This is a genomic window from uncultured Streptomyces sp. (assembly GCF_947488945.1).
GTDB lineage: Bacteria > Actinomycetota > Actinomycetes > Streptomycetales > Streptomycetaceae > Streptomyces.
In genome coordinates, this window is sequence record NZ_CANLBS010000014.1 from 60,694 (window position 1) to 77,601 (window position 16,908).

A 16,908-nucleotide genomic window follows, 5' to 3' on the forward strand; every position below is an offset into this window, starting at 1 on the left:
AAGGCGCCCTTGCGGGTGGAGGACGGCATTCCTGATACTCCGACCAGCGCTTGTCAGGGGCACGGCGTATCCGGAATGCGAACACCTCCGGACCGCAGGGCCGCTGACTGCGCCTCACGGGTCACACACCCCACGGGTGGCCCCCGATTCCCCTCTGGAGGAATGCAAAGTGAGGATCAAGCGCACCACCCCCCGCAGCACCGCCGCGAGACGCGGCGGATTCGTCGCCGTGGCGGCCGGTCTCGTCGCCGCGGCCACCCTCGCCGTGCCGACCGCCAACGCCACCTCGGCCGGCACCTACAGCGCGAGCCGGCTCGCCGCGGTCAGCGACGCGGTGCTCGACGCCGACATCGCCGGCACCGCCTGGAACGTCGACCCCGCCACCAAGCGCGTCGTGGTGACCGTGGACAGCACGGTCACCCAGTCGGAGATCGACGCGATCAAGGAGTCCGCCGGCGCCGACGCCGGGGCCCTGAAGATCGAGCGCACCGAAGGCAAGCTCTCCAAGCTGATCTCCGGCGGCGACGCGATCTACGCCTCCAGCTGGCGCTGCTCGCTGGGCTTCAACGTCCGCAGCGGCTCCACCTACTACTTCCTGACCGCCGGGCACTGCACCGACGGCGCCGGCACCTGGTGGTCCAACTCCGCCAAGACCACCGTGCTCGGCACCACCTCCGGCTCCAGCTTCCCGACCAACGACTACGGCCTGGTGACGTACACCAACAGCAGCGTCACCAAGAGCGGCACGGTCGGCAGCGTCGACATCACCGGCGCCGCCAACGCCACCGTCGGCATGTCCGTCACCCGTCGCGGCTCGACCACCGGCATCCACAGCGGATCGGTCACCGGCCTCAACGCCACCGTCAACTACGGCGGCGGCGACGTCGTCTACGGCATGATCCGCACCAACGTGTGCGCCGAGCCCGGCGACTCCGGCGGCCCGCTGTACTCGGGCACGCTGGCGATCGGTCTGACCTCCGGCGGCAGCGGCAACTGCTCCTCGGGCGGCACGACCTACTTCCAGCCGGTCACCGAGGCCCTGAGCGCCTACGGCGTCAGCGTCTTCTGATCCCGCGGCGGGTCCCGCCCCCGCACGACACCCCCAGTGGCGTCCCGTGCCTCGCGCGAGCCGCCCACGAGCCCCCGTCCGCTCCGGACGGGGGCTCCCGTGCGCCCCGCCCTTCTTGAGAGGATGTCGGGTACGGCCGGACGCGGAGGACAGACGGGGGCGGACGCCAGGTCCGTGACGGGGCTTGCCCTCGGCCCCGCACAGACCCAGGGGGTTCAGCTCGTGCGACGCATCGGAGTGACCGGTCACCGTTCCATCCCCCCGGAGGCATACGCCCACGTCCTGAGCGGGCTGGTCGACGCGCTGGGGGACACGGGCGGGGCCGACGGGCCCCTGGAGGCCCTGTCCAGCCTCGCGGTCGGCGCCGACCAGCTCTTCGCGGGCCTGGCACTGGACCGGGGGGCGAGACTGACCGTGGTGATCCCCAGCGGGGACTACGAGGACTGCTTCGACCGGGCCGACGACCTGGCCCGCTACCGCCGGCTGAAGTCCCGCGCCGCCCGGGAGGTGCGGCTCGCCTTCCCGCACTCCACGGACGAGGCGTACTACGCCGCCGGCGCGTACATCGCCGACCACTGCGACCACCTGGTGGCGGTCTGGGACGGCGCCCCGGCCCGCGGCCTCGGCGGCACCGGCGACATCGTCACCTACGCCCGCGCACGGGGCCGCCGGGTCACCGTCGTCTGGCGCGAGGGCGTACGCAGGGACTGACCCGGAGCTGAAGGCGCGTCACATGCGGTGCCGGGCAAGCCAGTCGGTGTGCTCGGGCGACACGATCCGCTCGGTCTCGAACACCGCGGCGGCCCACTGACGCTCGGTCAGGGTGGTCTCCATCGCCGCCTGCATCGACTCCAGGTCCGTTTCGATCAGCGAGTGGGCCGAGACCAGCGGGTGGTGCCTGCGCATCTCGTGCCACGCCAGGCACGCCGCCGCGACCGCCGAGAGAACGCCCGTCAGCCCGAAGGACAGCCCCGCGCCGAAGGTCTGCGCGAGACTCAGCCCGAGGGCGGGCACCGTCAGCGCGCCCACGACCGTCGACCAGACGAAGGCGCTGTGCCGCGAAGCCCGTTGCCGGCGGCTGTACCACCGCCGCTGCTCGATCAGCCGGTCACGGATGTACGTCTCCTTGCGCACGGTGAAGGCGCGCGCCCGGAGATCCCGCATCGACGGGGTGATGAGACCGGAGTCGGTACCGCTCAACTCCTCGCGGGGGTCCGCCCATCCGACCTTCCGCAGCTCCTGCAGCCCTTCTTCGAGACGGCTCGCGAAGACGGCCTCCGGGTGGACGACGGAGGAGTCGAACGGCGCCCCGTGCACCGCGTAGCGCCAGCAGTTCGACTTGATGAACTCCGCCGCGGAGCGGTTGAGTTGCCAATGCGACTTCGCTCTGCGGCGCGCGGCGACCACGGTGGCGACCAGGGCACCCAGGTACGCCAACGCCGCTAACGCGTGGGGCAGTTGGATGTCGGAGGCCACCGTCCACCGGTACGGCAGCGCGGCGGGGACCGCCCCGGCGACCAGCAGCGTGAGCTGCGCCCAGGTCGTCCGAGCGGCCTCCCGCTGACGGGCCACGGCGACGGCGTCGGTGTGATGGAAGAGTTCGGGCAGGTCCTGGTTCCTGAACACCATGGACTGGAGCGGTCCTGGTATCGCCGACATGTGGGCCCCCTGTCTGCAGGTTCCGCGCGCCGTGAGCCGGGCGTCCCGGCCCGGCCCGGCCCGGGACGCGCTGCGGGCCGCACGCGGGCACACGAGAGTAGGCGGCCAGAACGAGGCGCGGCAATGGCGCCTTGCTCCGCAGGGCGCTTTCCGGCCCGACGCCCTCTCGTCGTCCCCGTCCAGGTGTGCGACAGTGCGACAACTGCGCCTGTTTGAAAGGGCGTTGTATGAGTGGACGGTCGTGGCGGAGGGGGATGCGGGTGCGTCGCAGGAGAGCGGACGGAGCCGGCGCGCCGGAGGGGGTGCAGCGCCGGGTGCGCCGCAGCCGGCTGCTCTTCACCGCGCCGCTGACCGCCCTCGTCCTGCTGTGTGCCGTCCTGTTGTGGGAGGTGCTGCGCGCCAACGTCTCCGACGGGGCGCGCAGCGGGTTCCCCTGGCGGGTGGAGCTGCTCGGTCCCGAGGCGCTCGGCAGCCTGCTGGCGGTCGCGGCCGGAGCCGTCCTGGCCAGGGCGCAGTACGCGCGTACCGTGCGGCCCTACCTGGGGCTCCGCGGGGCGTGGACCGACGGAGCGCTCACCGGCGGGGGCAGCGCCTGGAGGGTGGGTGTCCTGAACGGCGGACACGTGGCCGTGGTGGAGTCCTGGGACTACTGCCTGGTGCCCGCGGGCCGGCCGCGCCGGGAATGCGGGTGGACGGGGGCGGCCGAACTGGGCGTGGCGCTGGCCTCGGCGGGGCTCGTGGTGGGCGAGGACTTCCAGGTGGTGTCCTTCGGCGCGGGGTTTCCGCTCGTGCGGAGCGACGGGTACGAGACGGTGCTGATCGGGACGTTCTCGCGGCGCTTCACGCGGGAGGTGGACGCGTTGCTGGTCCGGGTCCGCGTCGCGGACGTCGTCGGGGACGCCCACGAACGGGTGATGGACTGCCTGGCGGGCGTGCGCCACGGGACGAGCGTGCCACGCGACTGAGGGGCCGGAAGGTGCTCGCCGGCGTGTCGTCCGGGCGGGGCTTCGGCCGTCGGTGGACACGACGTGGGCCGGGCGGGGTTGCGGTGCGGCCACGGACGTGTAGGGGGAACCGGTCGTCCGGTCCGCGGCTTTTTCGGAACGCCGGGGCCGGGACCTGCGCCTACGCCACCCCGTGAGGAACTCCGGTTCATTCGGACGGTGCAATTCGCGCTGGTGTTTCGAGCCGGTAAATAGCTGGCGGCGAGAGCGCGGACGTGTAGGACGGGAGTAAAGTCATGCTGCCGGACCTGCGTGAACGCGGTGCGGTGCGCGACAGAATGTCCGGAATCGAACCATCAAGGATGGCCGTGAAGACCTACGCAATCTCCCCCTCCTTCGCTGATGCGAAGAAGAGCCGTTCGCTGCTCGTCGAGATCGACCCCCGGGGTGTCGAGGCCACCAGGAAGATCGATCGTGTATTCGGTTCCGTCACGGGCCGCCGTGGCCAGGCTTCGACCTTCAGTTCGGCTCTCTGAGGACCCTCGAAACGTGGCTAGACTGACGGAATGACTGGACCCCTGGTCCCCTTCCGCGAAATCGTGCTCAAGGTGCACAGTAGGTGCGATCTTGCCTGCGATCATTGTTATGTCTATGAACATGCTGATCAGAGTTGGCGCACAAGGCCTAAAACGATCTCTGACGAAGCCATTTCATGGACCGCCCGGCGCCTCGCCGAGCATGCCGAAAAGCATGGTCTCCCCTCCATCTCAGTGATCCTGCACGGAGGGGAGCCTCTCCTCGCCGGCCCCGCCCGCCTGCGACGGGTCTGCGAGGAACTCGGCTCGGCCCTGGACGGCGTCGCCGAACTGGATCTCCGGATCCACACCAACGGTGTCCAGCTCGGCCCCCGCTATCTGGACCTCTTCGACGAGTTCGGCGTCAAGGTGGGGATCTCCCTCGACGGGGACCGCGTGGCCAACGACCGCCACCGTCGCTATGCGGACGGGCGGACGAGCCACCCCCAGGTGCTCAAGGCCGTCGACCTGCTGCGGCAGGAACGCTACCGCCACCTCAATCTCGGTCTGCTCTGCACGGTCGACGTCCGCAACGATCCGGTCGCCGTCTTCGACGCGCTGGCGGAGCTCGAACCGCCCCTCGTGGACTTCCTGCTCCCGCACGCGACCTGGGACGACCCGCCGTTGCGGCCGGACCGTGCGGCCACCCCGTATGCCGACTGGCTCCTCGCGGTCTTCGACCGCTGGCAGGAGCGCGGGCGCCCCATCCCGGTCCGGTTCTTCTCCTCGATCCTCTCCAGCCTCACCGGCGGTCCCAGCCTCACCGAGTCGCTGGGGCTCGCCCCCACGGACCTCGTCGTGGTGGAGACGGACGGGAAACTCGAACAGGTCGACTCCCTCAAGAGCGCCTACGAGGGGGCGGCCGCGACCGGCTTCGACGTGTTCACCCACTCGTTCGACGACGTGGCCGCGCACCCCGGGGTGCGGGCGCGTCAGCTCGGGCTCGCGGGCGTCAGCGAGGAGTGCCGCGGCTGCCCCGTCGTACGCTCGTGCGGCGGGGGTCTCTACACCCATCGGTACCGCTCCGCCAACGACTTCGACAACCCCTCGGTCTACTGCGCCGACCTCGCGGCGCTCGTGCGGGGGGTGGAGGACCGGACGGCCCAGGCGTTGGGGTCGCCGGCGGTGTCGGACCCCGCGGCGCTCGACGCCGAACAGCGGGAGCTGACCAGGACCTTCCTGGCGCGGCTCAACGCGGAGCTGGCGGAGCCCGCCGGTGAGCCGTGGGCCTCGGCCTGGGCCTCGCTGGTGGAGCTGGAGGCCTCGGGGGCGGGGGCCGCGGAGCTGGAGCGCGTCCTGGCCCATCCGTACACGGCGTCGTGGGTGCGCGGCACTCTGGCGGACCTGTACGCGGGACGCGGAGTCGAGGTGTCCGCCGAGGTGGCCCGGCTGTCCGCGTCGGTGGCCGCCGCGGCGCTGAGGGCCGGCCTGGACGCGCCCGTCCCGGTGCCCTTCACGGACGGCCGTCTCCATCTGCCGACGCTCGGGACCCTGCGCGCCGCCGGCCCCGGCGAGCGCGGCGAGGCCCTGCTCCGCGCCCTTCCGGGAGGATGCGCGGCCCGATCCGGGGACGCCCCCGAGCGGCGCGTCGAACGGTTCGACGCGGACGGCGCCCACTGGGAAGCGGTGCGAACGGTGGGCGGCGGCGGTGCTCCGCTGCTCGCCCTCGACGATCTGGACCCCTACCGCGACTGCTTCGGGACGGCGCCCGCGCCGAGGCTCGCCGAGGACGACGTCCAGCGACACGCCCGGCGGTTCGCCGAGGCGTGGAAACTGCTCCACGAGGCGGCACCCTCCCTCGGCGCGGTCATGGCGCGCTCCCTCGCCGTCCTCACGCCGGTCCTCGGACCACCGGCCGACGACGCCGGTCCCGCCCACGGGGCGCTGGGCATCGACGGCACGGGCGAAGCGCGGGACGTGGCACTCGGCCTCCTGCGCGGTTTCCGGCGAGCCGCTCTGCGTGCGCGGGAAGACGTGGTGGACCTGTACGCACTGGACGGCGCCTGGGAACACCGGTCTCCTTGGCGGGCGGAGAAGGTTCCCTTCTCGGTGCTGCTGGCGGAGACTTTCGAACGCACGGCGACGGGCCTGCTCGATCCGCGACTGATGCGAGGGGTTCCGGAAGCCCTCGAAACGCTCGAATCGGCCGCCGAACTCACCGTGGACGGAAAACAACTGCTCCTCGCACTCCGGAAAGAGGCAGACGGCCAAGTGGCCACGGTTTCTGCGGGCAAAAGTGCGGCCCGGTAATCGATCAAGCGGATATGTGATCGGAACTGTGGGCGGATGACCGGAAAAAGTTGTTCATTGGCCGGATGGGACGGGGGTGGAGAGGACTCCATCCGGGAATGATGAATTCGCTCGCACTCACTCCCGGTTCTCCGGGGCGGGAGTGCTCACACAAGACGGGGGTCGTGTGCACGCATGACGCAGCAGCGAGCGGCGGACAATCGGCCGTACTTCTTCCTCAGCTACGCGCATACACCGGGGTACGGCGGTGGCACGGACCCCGATATGTGGGTCGAGCGCCTTTATCAGGACCTCTGCGGCCATGTGATGGCCCTGACGGATCTTCCCGCCGGTACCCCCGCCGGATTCATGGACCGGGAGATACGCTCCGGCGAGGGCTGGTCGGAGCGGCTCGGCGACGTGCTCGCCACCTGCCGGGTCTTCGTCCCCCTGTTCTCGCCGCGGTACTTCGCCAGCGAGATGTGCGGCAAGGAGTGGTACGCCTTCGAGCAGCGGGCCATCCACCACCGCGCCCGCCTCAACCGCCCGGCCGAGGCCATCGTCCCGGCCCTCTGGGTCCCCGTACCGCCCAGCCAGCTCCCCGGCTCCGCCGAGCGGCTGCAATTCAACCACCGTGATTTCGGCGAGCGTTACGTCACCGACGGGCTCTACGGGCTGATCAAACTCCGCATCTTCGCCCAGGAGTACGAACGCGCCGTCTACGAACTGGCCAAACGCATCGTCAGCGTCGCCGACACCGTGCGGATGGAGACCGGCCGCCCCGTGGACTACCGCCTGGCCCCCAGCGCGTTCGGCTCGCCCAACAGCGGCAGCGGCGCACCGAGGCCCATGCGGATCACCATCGCCGCCCCCACCCGGCACGACCTGCCCGACGGCCGGCTCACCGACTACTACGGCGACAACCCGCAGGACTGGAACCCCTACCACCCGGACTCCGCACGGCCGTTGGCCTACGTCGCGGAGGAACTGGTGCGGTCCCTCAACTACCAGGCGGTCATCGGCTCGTTCGACGAGGAACTGGGCAGGTCCGGCGGGAAACCGCCCCCCAGCGCCCCGGAGATCCTGCTCCTGGACCGCTGGGCGCTCCAGGACGAGGACCGGCGGCGCAGACTCGCGGCCTTCGACGCCGAGGACCGGCCCTGGGTGACCATGGTGGTCCCCTGGAACCGCGACGACCACCAGAGCCGGGCCGCCGAGGCCGAACTGATCGACAAGCTCGAAGCGACCCTGCCCAAGAAGCTCAGCCAGGGACGCACCCACTGCCGGGCCGCCGCCAGAGGCGTGCCGAGCATGGAGGCGTTCGGCCAGATCCTGCCGCAGGTGGTGGAGGTCGCCGCCCAGCAGTACCTGCGCCACGCCACCGCCTACCCGCCCGCGACCGGCGGCGGCCACGGCGAACGCACCCGGCTGACCGGGCCCATGGGCAGCACCCAGTTCATACCCGACACGCTCGACCGATCGACGGAAGCGGAGGACGTATGACAGCCGGCCGGGACGGGCGGATCATCACTTTCTACTCCTACAAGGGGGGCACGGGCCGCACCATGGCCCTGGCCAACACCGCGTGGATCCTCGCCGCGAACGGCAAACGCGTGCTGGCCGTCGACTGGGACCTCGAAGCCCCCGGTCTGCACCGGTTCTTCCACCCCTTCCTCGACCCCTCGACCCTGCGCGCCACCACAGGGGTGATCGACCTCATCACCGAGTTCGCGTGGGCCGCCACCGACCCCGTGCAGCGGGCCGACGACTGGCACCGCGACTACGCCCGCATCCAGCAGCACGCCGTCTCGCTCACCCCCGAGACGCTCGGCTGGGAGTTCCCGCGCGGCGGCACCCTCGACTTCGTCTCCGCCGGACGCCAGAACCGCGAGTACTCCGCCACCGTCGCCACGTTCGACTGGGACAACTTCTACGACCGGCTGGGCGGCGGCCTCTTCTTCGACGCCCTCCGCGACGACATGAAGGCCAACTACGACTACGTCCTCATCGACAGCCGTACCGGCCTCAGCGACATCGCCGACATCTGCACCGGGCACCTGCCCGACGCGCTCGTCGACTGCTTCACCCTCAGCGACCAGTCGATCGACGGGGCCGCCTCCGTGGCCCGGCAGATCGCCGACCGCTACACCGGCCGGTCCATCGCCGTCTTCCCCGTCCCGATGCGCATCGACGAGGGCGAGAAGGAGAAGGCGGACGCCGGACGGGCGCTCGCCCGGCTCAAGTTCGACCGGCTGCCGCGCCACCTCACCGGCGAAGAACTCACCGCCTACTGGGGCGCGGTGGAGATCCCCTACCGCCCCTACTACGCCTACGAGGAGACCCTGGCCACCTTCGGGGACGAATCCGGTCTCTCCAACTCCCTGCTCTCCGCCTTCGAACGGCTGGTCACGGTCGTCACGGAGGGCGAGGTCACCGCCATGCCCACCGTCGCCGAAGAGGTGCGGCTGCGGATCCGCGACGCGTTCACCCGGCGCAGGCCCTCCCTGCCCGCCGACATCTCGCTCAACTACGTCGCGGAGAACCGCATGTGGGCCGACTGGGTCGAGTCGGTGCTCACCCGGGCGGGCTTCCGTGTCCTCGCGCGGGACGTCTCGGCGGAGCGTGAGGACGAGGACAGCGAACCGGACGGCTCCGACGTCGCCTCCCGGGCCGTCGTCCTGCTCTCCAGCGCCTATCTGAAGTCGCAGCGCGCCACGGAGCTGTGGGGCCGGTCCGTCTCCGAGGACCCGGGCGGCGGCCGGCGGCAACTGCTGCCCTTCCGGGTCGGCGACGTCCGTCTGTCCGGCCCCTACATCGACCGCAACCCCGTCGACCTCTTCCGGCTCGACGAGGTGCACGCCACCGCCGCGCTCCTGCGGGCGCTGGACCGCCCGGTACAGCTCGCCGACGGATCCGCCGCACCCGGCCCCCGCTTCCCGGGGACCGTCCCGAAGATCTGGAACGCACCGCCGCGCAACGCGGGCTTCACCGGCCGCTCGCTGATGCTGGAGCGGATGCGCGACCAGCTCGGCGGCGGTATGGCCGTGGTCCTGCCGCAGCCGCAGACCCTGTACGGGCTCGGTGGCGTGGGCAAGACCCAGGTCGCCCTGGAGTACGTGCACCGCTTCATGGCCGACTACGACCTGGTGTGGTGGATATCCTCCGAGCAGACCGACGACGTGGTGGCCTCGCTCGCCGAGCTCGCCGTCCGGCTCGGCGCCCAGGGCGGCGACGACATGGCGGCCGCGTCGCAGGAGGCGGTCGACCTGCTGCGACGCGGGGTGCCCTCCGATCGCTGGCTGCTGGTCTTCGACAACGCCGACGACCCGGAACGGCTGCGCCGCTACTTCCCGCAGGGCGGATCGGGCCACATCGTGGTGACGTCGAGGAACCAGAGCTGGTCGCAGCACGGGGACGCGCTGCCGGTCGACGTGTTCCTGCGCGAGGAGTCGATCGAACACCTGCAACGGCGCGCTCCGGGCCTGAACGACGAGGACGCCGCGCGGGTGGCGACCGCCGTCGGCGATCTCCCGCTCGCCGTCGAGCAGGCCGCCGCCTGGATCGCCGAGACCGCCACCCCGGTCGAGACGTATCTGGAGCAGCTCGCCGACCAGGCACCCCAGGTGCTCTCCCTGAACCAGCCGGCCGGATACCCGGAGCCGGTGGCCGCCACCTGGAACGTCTCGATCCAGCGGCTCAGGGAGCGCTCGCCCGCCGCGGTGCGGCTGCTCCAGCTCTGCGCCTTCTTCGCGCCCGAGCCGATCAACGCCAATCTCCTCTACAGCAAGGAGATGATCGAGGCGCTCAAGCCCTACGACTCCTCGCTGCAGGAGAAGCTGGTCCTCGGCCGGGTCATCAGGGAGATCGGCAGGTTCGCCCTGGCCAAGGTCGACCAGGTGTCCAACTCCATCCAGGTGCACCGGCTCGTCCAGGCCATCATCAAGGCGCAGTTGACCGACGAGGAGCAGCGGGAGGCCCGGCACGTGGTGCACCGCATCCTCGCCGGCGCCCGCCCCGACGACGACGAGCCCATCGACAACCCGGACAACTGGCCGCGGTTCGCCACCATCTGGCCGCACCTCGGCCCGTCCGACGCCCGCAACTGCAAGGAGCCCGAGACGCGAAGGCTGCTCATCGACCGGGTGCGCTACCTCTGGAAGCGGGGCGACTTCCGTACGGCGGGCGCCCTCGGGGCCGAACTGCGCGAGATCTGGAAGGGGACGCTGGGCGAGGACGACATCCAGTACCTCTACCTGTGCTTCCACCTCTCCAACATCTACCGCTCGCGGGGACGTTACGTGGAGGCGCGGGAACTCGACGAGATCACGCTGGAGAGGCAGCGCACGGTCCTGGGACCCGAGCACCCGCACACCTACATGACCACCAGCAGCCTGGCGACCGACCTCGGCATGCTCGGCGACTACTCGAAGGCGATCGAGCTGGCCACCGAGGCCCACGAGGGGTTCGGCCAGATCTTCCACGACGGGCATCCCCGGACGCTCGCGGCGGCCAACAACCTGGCTCTGAACCTCCGGCTCATCGGCCAGTACTCCCGGGCACGGGAGATCGACCAGGAGGTGTACGACCGGCGCTCCGAGGTGCTCGGGCCGGAGCACCCCTACAGCCTGGCATCCGGCATGAACCTCGCCCGGGACTTGCGGGACGTGGGCCGCTACGAGGACTCCGTCACCCTGCTGAGCCGCACGTACGACAGCTACAAGAGGACGCTCGGGCCCTCCTTCCCGGGCACGCTCAGCGCGGCGAAGGGCCTGGCGGTCGCACTGCGCCGGGCCGGCCGGCTGGAGGACGCCCGCAGGCTGACGGTGGCGACCCGGGCCAGGTACCGGGCCAAGTACACCTCGGCGAACCCCGAGTCGCTGGCCTGTGAACTCAACCTGGCCGCCGACTACTTCGCGGCGGGCGAGGCCGACCAGGCGCGGGACACCGCGCAGCAGGTCGTCGACCAGTACATGACGGTGCCGGGGGAGAGGCACCCCTACACCCTCGCGGCGCAGAACAACCTGGCCGTGTACCTCCTGGGCTGCGGTGCGCCGGCGGAGGCCCAGGAGATCCTGCGCAAGGTGGTCGCGGCGATGCGCGACCTCTTCGGCCGGGAGCACCCGCACACGTTGTTCTGCGTGATGAACCTGGCCAACGCGACCGCCGAAACCGGTGATCCGGAGCTCGTGCTGGAGACGGAGCAGCGAGTGGCGACGCAGCTCAGGGCGGCCATCGGAGCCCAGCATCCGGAGACGCTGGCGATGTCGGCGAACATGGCGGTCACTCTGCACACCCTGGGGCGCGAGGAGGAGGCGCTGCATCTGCGGGCGACGGTGGTCGAGGAACTCGCCAGGCAGCTCGGCGACGATCACCCGATGACCCGGATCGCCCGCAACGAGGAGCGTTTCGAAAGGGAGCTGGAGCCGATCGCGGTCTGATCGGGCGCGGGGTCCGTCCGCCGGCCGGGCGGACCCCTGCGGACCCCTTCCGGGTGGGATCAGAGGCTCTGCCGCTGCCCCTGCGACGGCTCCCGGTCGTCGGTCAGCCAGTTGAGGACCTCCGGCAGCACCGAGAGCGCGTCGAAGTGGGCCGCCTGCGGGGCCAGCACCGTCGTCGCGCCGGGAATCCGGCCGGCGAGCCAGCGGGCGTGGCCCACCGGGGAGAAGACGTCCTTGACGCCGTGCCACAGCATCACCGGGCCGGTGATCTCCGCCGGGTCGAACCCCCACGGCCGGCTGAAGGCGATGGCGTCGTCGATCCACCCGTACGCGGAGGTGCGCAGCCCTTCGCTGTAGTTGCGCAGCAGCATCGCGCGGATGCCCGCGTCGTTGACCACCACCCGGTCGGACTCGGTCAGCTCCCGGCGCAGATCGTTCAGGAGCTGGACCGGGTTCCGCCGGATCTCCGCCGAGCGCATGATGAACGACTCCGTGAGCCCGTCCGGATCGTCGGCCGCCGTGGTGTACGCGAGCACGTTGGACGCCGCCATCCCCTCGAACCAGTCGAGGCCGGGGGCGTCCCACGGGGCCAGCGTCACCAGCGCGGCCGCCCTGGTGACCCGCTCGGGCATCAGCGCCGCGCAGGCCAGCGCGTGCGGCGCCCCGCCGGAACGGCCCACCACGGCGAACCGGTCCAGCCCGAGCGCGTCCGCGATGGCCCGCACGTCCTGCGCCACGTCGCTCACGGTCCGGCCCGGATGCCGGTCGGAGTCGCCGTAACCGGGGCGGTCGTAGGTGATCAACTGCGTCTTGCGCTGGTACAGCACCATTCCGCGCGGCGCCGGACCGAACCTGCTCCCCGGCGTTCCGTGCAGCAGGAAGACGGGTCTCCCGCGCGGGTCCCCCCGACGCTCCACCATCAGACGCCGGCCGTCCGCCACGCGCACCCGATTGCGCACCCGAGCCACCCCCCTCGTCTCCCGCCGGGCCCGGAACGGTCACCGGACCACTGGGCTCACACTGATGATGAGTCATCAACGTACTGATGTGCAGGGGGCGTTGACGTGTGCCGGGCGCATTCGCGCGGTGCGCCCCCGGCCCTCGCCGCCCTTCCGGCCCGAGCCGCTCGGCACTCAGGGGCCGGCGTGCACCTGGCACGCCCACAGGCTGGGGGTCGCCGGATACTCCGACCGCAGCGCGCGCACGGCGGCGTGCAGGACCCGCGCGGTCCGGCCCACGTCCAGGCCGCCGCCGTCCGCCCGCAGGTCCTCGTAGACGCGCCGCGCGACATCGGCTCCCAGGGCGTCGTCGACGTGCCACAGCGAGCCGACGACGTGCGGGAAACCCGCCATCTGGAAGGCGCTGACGATGTGCACCGACTCGTCGGCCAGTTCCGGGCTGGTGCGCAGGGTGTCGCAGGCGGAGAGGTAGGCCAGTCGCACCGAGGGCAGCCGGAGCCGGGCGAGGTCCCGCACGGTCAGCGGGTGTTCGGCGTGGTCGTGCAGGACGAGCGGACTGTCGGAGGGCCGGTCGGGGTGGGCCGACGCGTGACACGCGAAGTGCGCGTACGCGTGCCGGGGCAGGGCGGCGACCACGGCGGAGTGCGTCGCGGACGCCCCGACCAGCACGGTGGCGCCGGGCAGCAGTCCGGCCAGGTGCTCGGCCTCGCGCCGCGCGCCGGGCAGCGGCGCCTGCCCGCGCGCCTCCGGGACGGCGACGACGAGCGCGCCGGCGCCCCCCGGGCGGGCGAGCCGCTGACGGGAGTGGTGCAGGGTCCGCAGCGTCGGCGTGTACGAGGGGACCACGTGGTCCAGGGCGCCCGGAGAGCCGTCGGCGGGCGCCGCGGCGTGCAGCGGAAGGGTGCGCAGGGCGCCGCCGGGCGACCACCACAGACGCGGCGGCGTGCTCGTGGAGGCGTCGGCGGCCCCGGCGTCCGGACGGTCGAGACCCAGGCGGCCGAGGACGGGACCGGTCACCTCGCGCCAGAGCCAGTCGAGGGTGCCCCGGACGGTCCGCTGCGCGCGCAGGGACTGTCCGCGCGTGGTGCCGGGCGCTTCGATCCTGGCCAGCGCCTCCTCCAGGGCCTGTCCGCGGGCCGCGACCTCCCGCGGGACGAGGCCGGGGAGCGGTACGGCGTCGATCGCCCGCCCGGTGACGATCAGCGCGTCGCTGCCGTAGGGGGAGACGTTGACGAGGACGACCGGTCCCGCCGACGCCGTCGCGCACAGCTCGCCCTCGTCCCACTCCCGCACCGGTCGCAGCAGGCCGAGGCCGGGGTGCTCGGCCCGGATCCGCCCGGCGAGCCGGTCCCACTCGACGGCCAGTCGCTGGCGCAGATCGGTGCGGGCGGCCCCGGGCACGCGCGGCGCGACCGCGGACTCCTCCAGGAAGCCGCCCGGCGGGACCCCGTCCCCGGTCGCCGTGTCGAGGGCGTCGCGGAGCTCTTCGAACCGGTCGGCGAGGTCCGGGGCCGCCTCCCGGAGCCGGGTCAGATCACTGTCGGCGTCGAAGGCGTGGGAGAGCAGGACGCCCCTGGCCTGTTCGAGCAGGCCCACCGCGAGCCCGTACCGGCGGAGCCGGACCGCGCAGGCCGCGGCCGCGGCCCCGAGACCGGCGTGCCGGCCCAGCAGGAATTCCTGGTCGTCGCGGACGAGATGGCGCGGGGCGACGGCGTGCAGCAGATCGACGGCCACGACATACCCGTCCAACGCCCCCTCCCACTCACCGAGTTCCGCACGGCACCGTCCCCAGTTCGTGGCAGCGGTCAACCGGACCGAGGGTGCGCACTGCCGCTCCTCGGCCGCCTCCTGGAACAGGCGGGCCGCCTCGGCGCGCCCGGCGGCCGTGCCCCGCGTCCACAGGGCCTCTCCCAGGCGCATCAGCCGGGGAGCGCGCTCGGCGTGGCCGGGCGGGGTGCCCGCGACCGCCCGGCGGAGCAGCGCCGCCGCCTCCCCCCTGGCGGCCGGCGACCATACGGCTGAGGGCAGCGCGCTCCGGGTGCCGGCCGCCAGCGCCAGAGCGACCGGCAGTTCCGGCGAGTCCGGCGCCAGGGCCCGGACCGCCGCGTCGGCCAGCGTGCGCGCCTCCCTGGCGTCCTTCGTCCGCCCGGTCCGGTCGTGGCGGGTGAGCAGCGCGCTCGCCAGGTTGCTGAGCCGGCGGGCCAGCAGCGGGCTCCCGGCGGGGGTGAGGGCGAGTGCGTCCCGGAAACGGGCGACCGCTTCGTCGAGCCGCGCGACGGGGTGGCCGGCGCGGGCCGCGGCCGCCATCGCGCCGAGACCCGCCGAGCCCAGCAGGAGCGCCCGGTGTTCCGCGCCGAGACCGGGCAGCGTGGTGGCCCGGCGCCGGCATTCCAGGGAGTCGCGCAGATCCTCGCCGTCGTCGGTCTGCCGATGGCGTACGTCCAGCGCCATCGCGAGGTTGAGCAGCCGGACCCCGAGGATCTCGTGTCCCCGGGGGGTGAGTGCCACGGCTTCCCGGAAGGCGTTCACCGACCCGTTGAGGTCGGCGACGCTCCCCGACCGCTCGTAGCCGCTGAGCAGCACGAAGCCGAGATCGCTCAGGGCCACGGGCCGCACCGGGTGACCGGGCGGGAGGAGCGCCTCCGCCCGCCGCAGGAGTCTCAGCGCCTCGGCCAGGTCGGCCGCGTGCCGGAGCGGATCGAGCGTGAACCGGGCGTACAGGGCCATCGAGGGGGCGAGCAGACGGCCGGCGAAGCGCGCCGTCACCTCCCCGGACGCGGCGAGCACCTCGGTGAAGTACGTGATCGCCGTGTCCAGGTCGCGGCGGTCACCGGTCAGGAGGAAACGGGCGCGCAGCACGTTGCCCAGGGAGCCGAGGATGCCGGTGCGCCGCTCCGGGGCCCCCGGTGCTCCGAGCGCCGTCCCCAGCACGTCGACCGCCTCGTCCAGATCGCCGCGCCGGCCCGCCCGGCCGTACCTCGCCATCAGGGCGAGGCCCAGGTTGAGACCCGCCGCCGGATCCTGTGCGCCGAGGACCGCCCGGCGGGCCACGTCCACCACCTCGTCGTACTCCTCTGCCGTGCCGCCTTCGCGGTCGAGCAGCACCATCAGCGCGGCGGCCAGGTTGCCGAGGCAGCCGGCCGCATGGGGGTCCGCGTCCGGCAGCTGGGCCACCGTGTCCCGGAGCAGGCCGACCGCTTCGTGCAGGTCCTCCGGGTCGTGCGTCTGCTGGTAGCGCTCCAGCACCTGGGTGCCGAGGTCGTTGAGGGCGTGGATCCTGCCGGGAGATCCGGCCGGCATGCGCGTGAGGGTGCGGTAGGCGTGCAGGACCGCCGCGTCGACGCCGCCGGGAGGCTGGTCCCCCGTGGTGTCCGTGGTGTCCGTGGGCTCCGTGGTGTCCTGCCTCGGGAGGCCGGCCAGGGATGCGACGTGGTGCAGATCGGCGAGCCGGTCCCGGTAGGCGGGGTCGTCCTCGGGCGTCGCGGCCTCGGCGAGGGCGGCCAACCCGAGCGCCGTGTCGAGCAGCACCTCGCGCGAGGGGCTCATGGCCGCCGTCCGCGCGGCCAACTCGTATGTCCGGAGCACGTGTTCCGGTGCGTCCGGCGGCGGATCGTGCTCCTCCCCGGCGGCCGCGATCATGGTGGCGACGTACTCGGCCGACCACTGTTCGGGGCCGTCGGCACGGTCGGGATCGGGGCGCGTGCCGGGATCGGTGCGTGCGTAGGCGGCGGCCAGATCCGCCGGGACGAGCCGGGGGTCGCGCATCCACACCGGGAACAGGAGCGTGCCGACCATGGCGCGGTGGGCGCCGGCCCGCTCCCGGGGAAGGGCCGATGTGCGGGCCATGCAGAGCAGGCCCGCGACGTGCCGGGCCTCCATGTCGGTCGCCGTGTCGACGGCGCGGAGCAGGGACCGGAACTCGTGGTCGGCCTCGGGGGCGAACACCACGTCCGCGTCGGCCCGGCCGTCGGCCGTCCGCGCCCGGGTGAGGCGTTCGCGGACCATCCGCAGAAGCCGGTCCCGGTCCTCGTCCAC

The 16,908-nt window shown here is 72.5% G+C and carries 10 protein-coding genes; 7 read left to right on the top strand and 3 right to left on the bottom strand.

The window, feature by feature from the left end; translation table 11 throughout:
• The first annotated feature begins 169 nt into the window (after positions 1-169).
• Positions 170-1,069 (top strand): S1 family peptidase, encoded by a 900-nt coding sequence (locus Q0994_RS21600; RefSeq protein WP_299537574.1) that lies wholly within the window; start codon positions 170-172, stop codon positions 1,067-1,069.
• 222 nt (positions 1,070-1,291) lie between these two features.
• Entirely contained in the window at positions 1,292-1,780 is a 489-nt protein-coding gene (locus Q0994_RS21605) for a hypothetical protein (RefSeq protein ID WP_299537575.1), read from the top strand.
• 18 nt (positions 1,781-1,798) lie between these two features.
• On the opposite strand, the gene Q0994_RS21610 is transcribed toward Q0994_RS21605, so the two are convergent.
• Positions 1,799-2,728 carry a DUF4231 domain-containing protein gene (locus Q0994_RS21610; protein WP_299537576.1) on the bottom strand — a complete coding sequence of 310 codons (930 nt, stop codon included), beginning with the start codon at positions 2,726-2,728 and terminating at the stop codon, positions 1,799-1,801.
• A gap of 260 nt (positions 2,729-2,988) precedes the next feature.
• Here Q0994_RS21610 and Q0994_RS21615 point away from each other — a divergent pair, with 260 nt between their 5' ends.
• The 5 genes from Q0994_RS21615 to fxsT all read left to right on the top strand — a co-directional run bounded on the left by Q0994_RS21615 (position 2,989) and on the right by fxsT (position 11,914).
• On the top strand, positions 2,989-3,693 hold the full coding sequence (locus Q0994_RS21615) for a hypothetical protein (RefSeq protein ID WP_299537577.1): 705 nt from the start codon (positions 2,989-2,991) through the stop codon (positions 3,691-3,693).
• 275 nt (positions 3,694-3,968) lie between these two features.
• Positions 3,969-4,208: a hypothetical protein gene (locus Q0994_RS21620; RefSeq protein ID WP_299537578.1), complete on the top strand. Its 240-nt coding sequence runs from the start codon at positions 3,969-3,971 to the stop codon at positions 4,206-4,208.
• Positions 4,209-4,238: 30 nt separating this feature from the next.
• Complete coding sequence (fxsB, locus tag Q0994_RS21625; protein WP_299537579.1) at positions 4,239-6,497, top strand: radical SAM/SPASM protein FxsBH, inactivated beta-hydroxylase extension form; 2,259 nt, start codon at positions 4,239-4,241, stop codon at positions 6,495-6,497.
• A 174-nt stretch (positions 6,498-6,671) separates the two neighbouring features.
• Positions 6,672-7,979: an FxsC protein gene (gene fsxC / locus Q0994_RS21630; RefSeq protein ID WP_299537580.1), complete on the top strand. Its 1,308-nt coding sequence runs from the start codon at positions 6,672-6,674 to the stop codon at positions 7,977-7,979.
• Positions 7,976-11,914 (top strand): FxSxx-COOH system tetratricopeptide repeat protein, encoded by a 3,939-nt coding sequence (fxsT, locus tag Q0994_RS21635; protein WP_299537581.1) that lies wholly within the window; start codon positions 7,976-7,978, stop codon positions 11,912-11,914. The genes fsxC and fxsT overlap by 4 nt, the downstream gene beginning before the upstream one ends.
• A 59-nt stretch (positions 11,915-11,973) precedes the next feature.
• Here the strand turns inward: fxsT and Q0994_RS21640 are convergent, their stop codons facing one another.
• Together Q0994_RS21640 and Q0994_RS21645 are read right to left on the bottom strand one after the other, a co-directional pair.
• A complete protein-coding gene (locus Q0994_RS21640; RefSeq protein ID WP_299537582.1) occupies positions 11,974-12,873 on the bottom strand; it encodes an alpha/beta fold hydrolase in 900 nt (299 codons plus the stop codon).
• 174 nt (positions 12,874-13,047) lie between these two features.
• A complete protein-coding gene (locus Q0994_RS21645; protein WP_299537583.1) occupies positions 13,048-16,908 on the bottom strand; it encodes a CHAT domain-containing protein in 3,861 nt (1,286 codons plus the stop codon).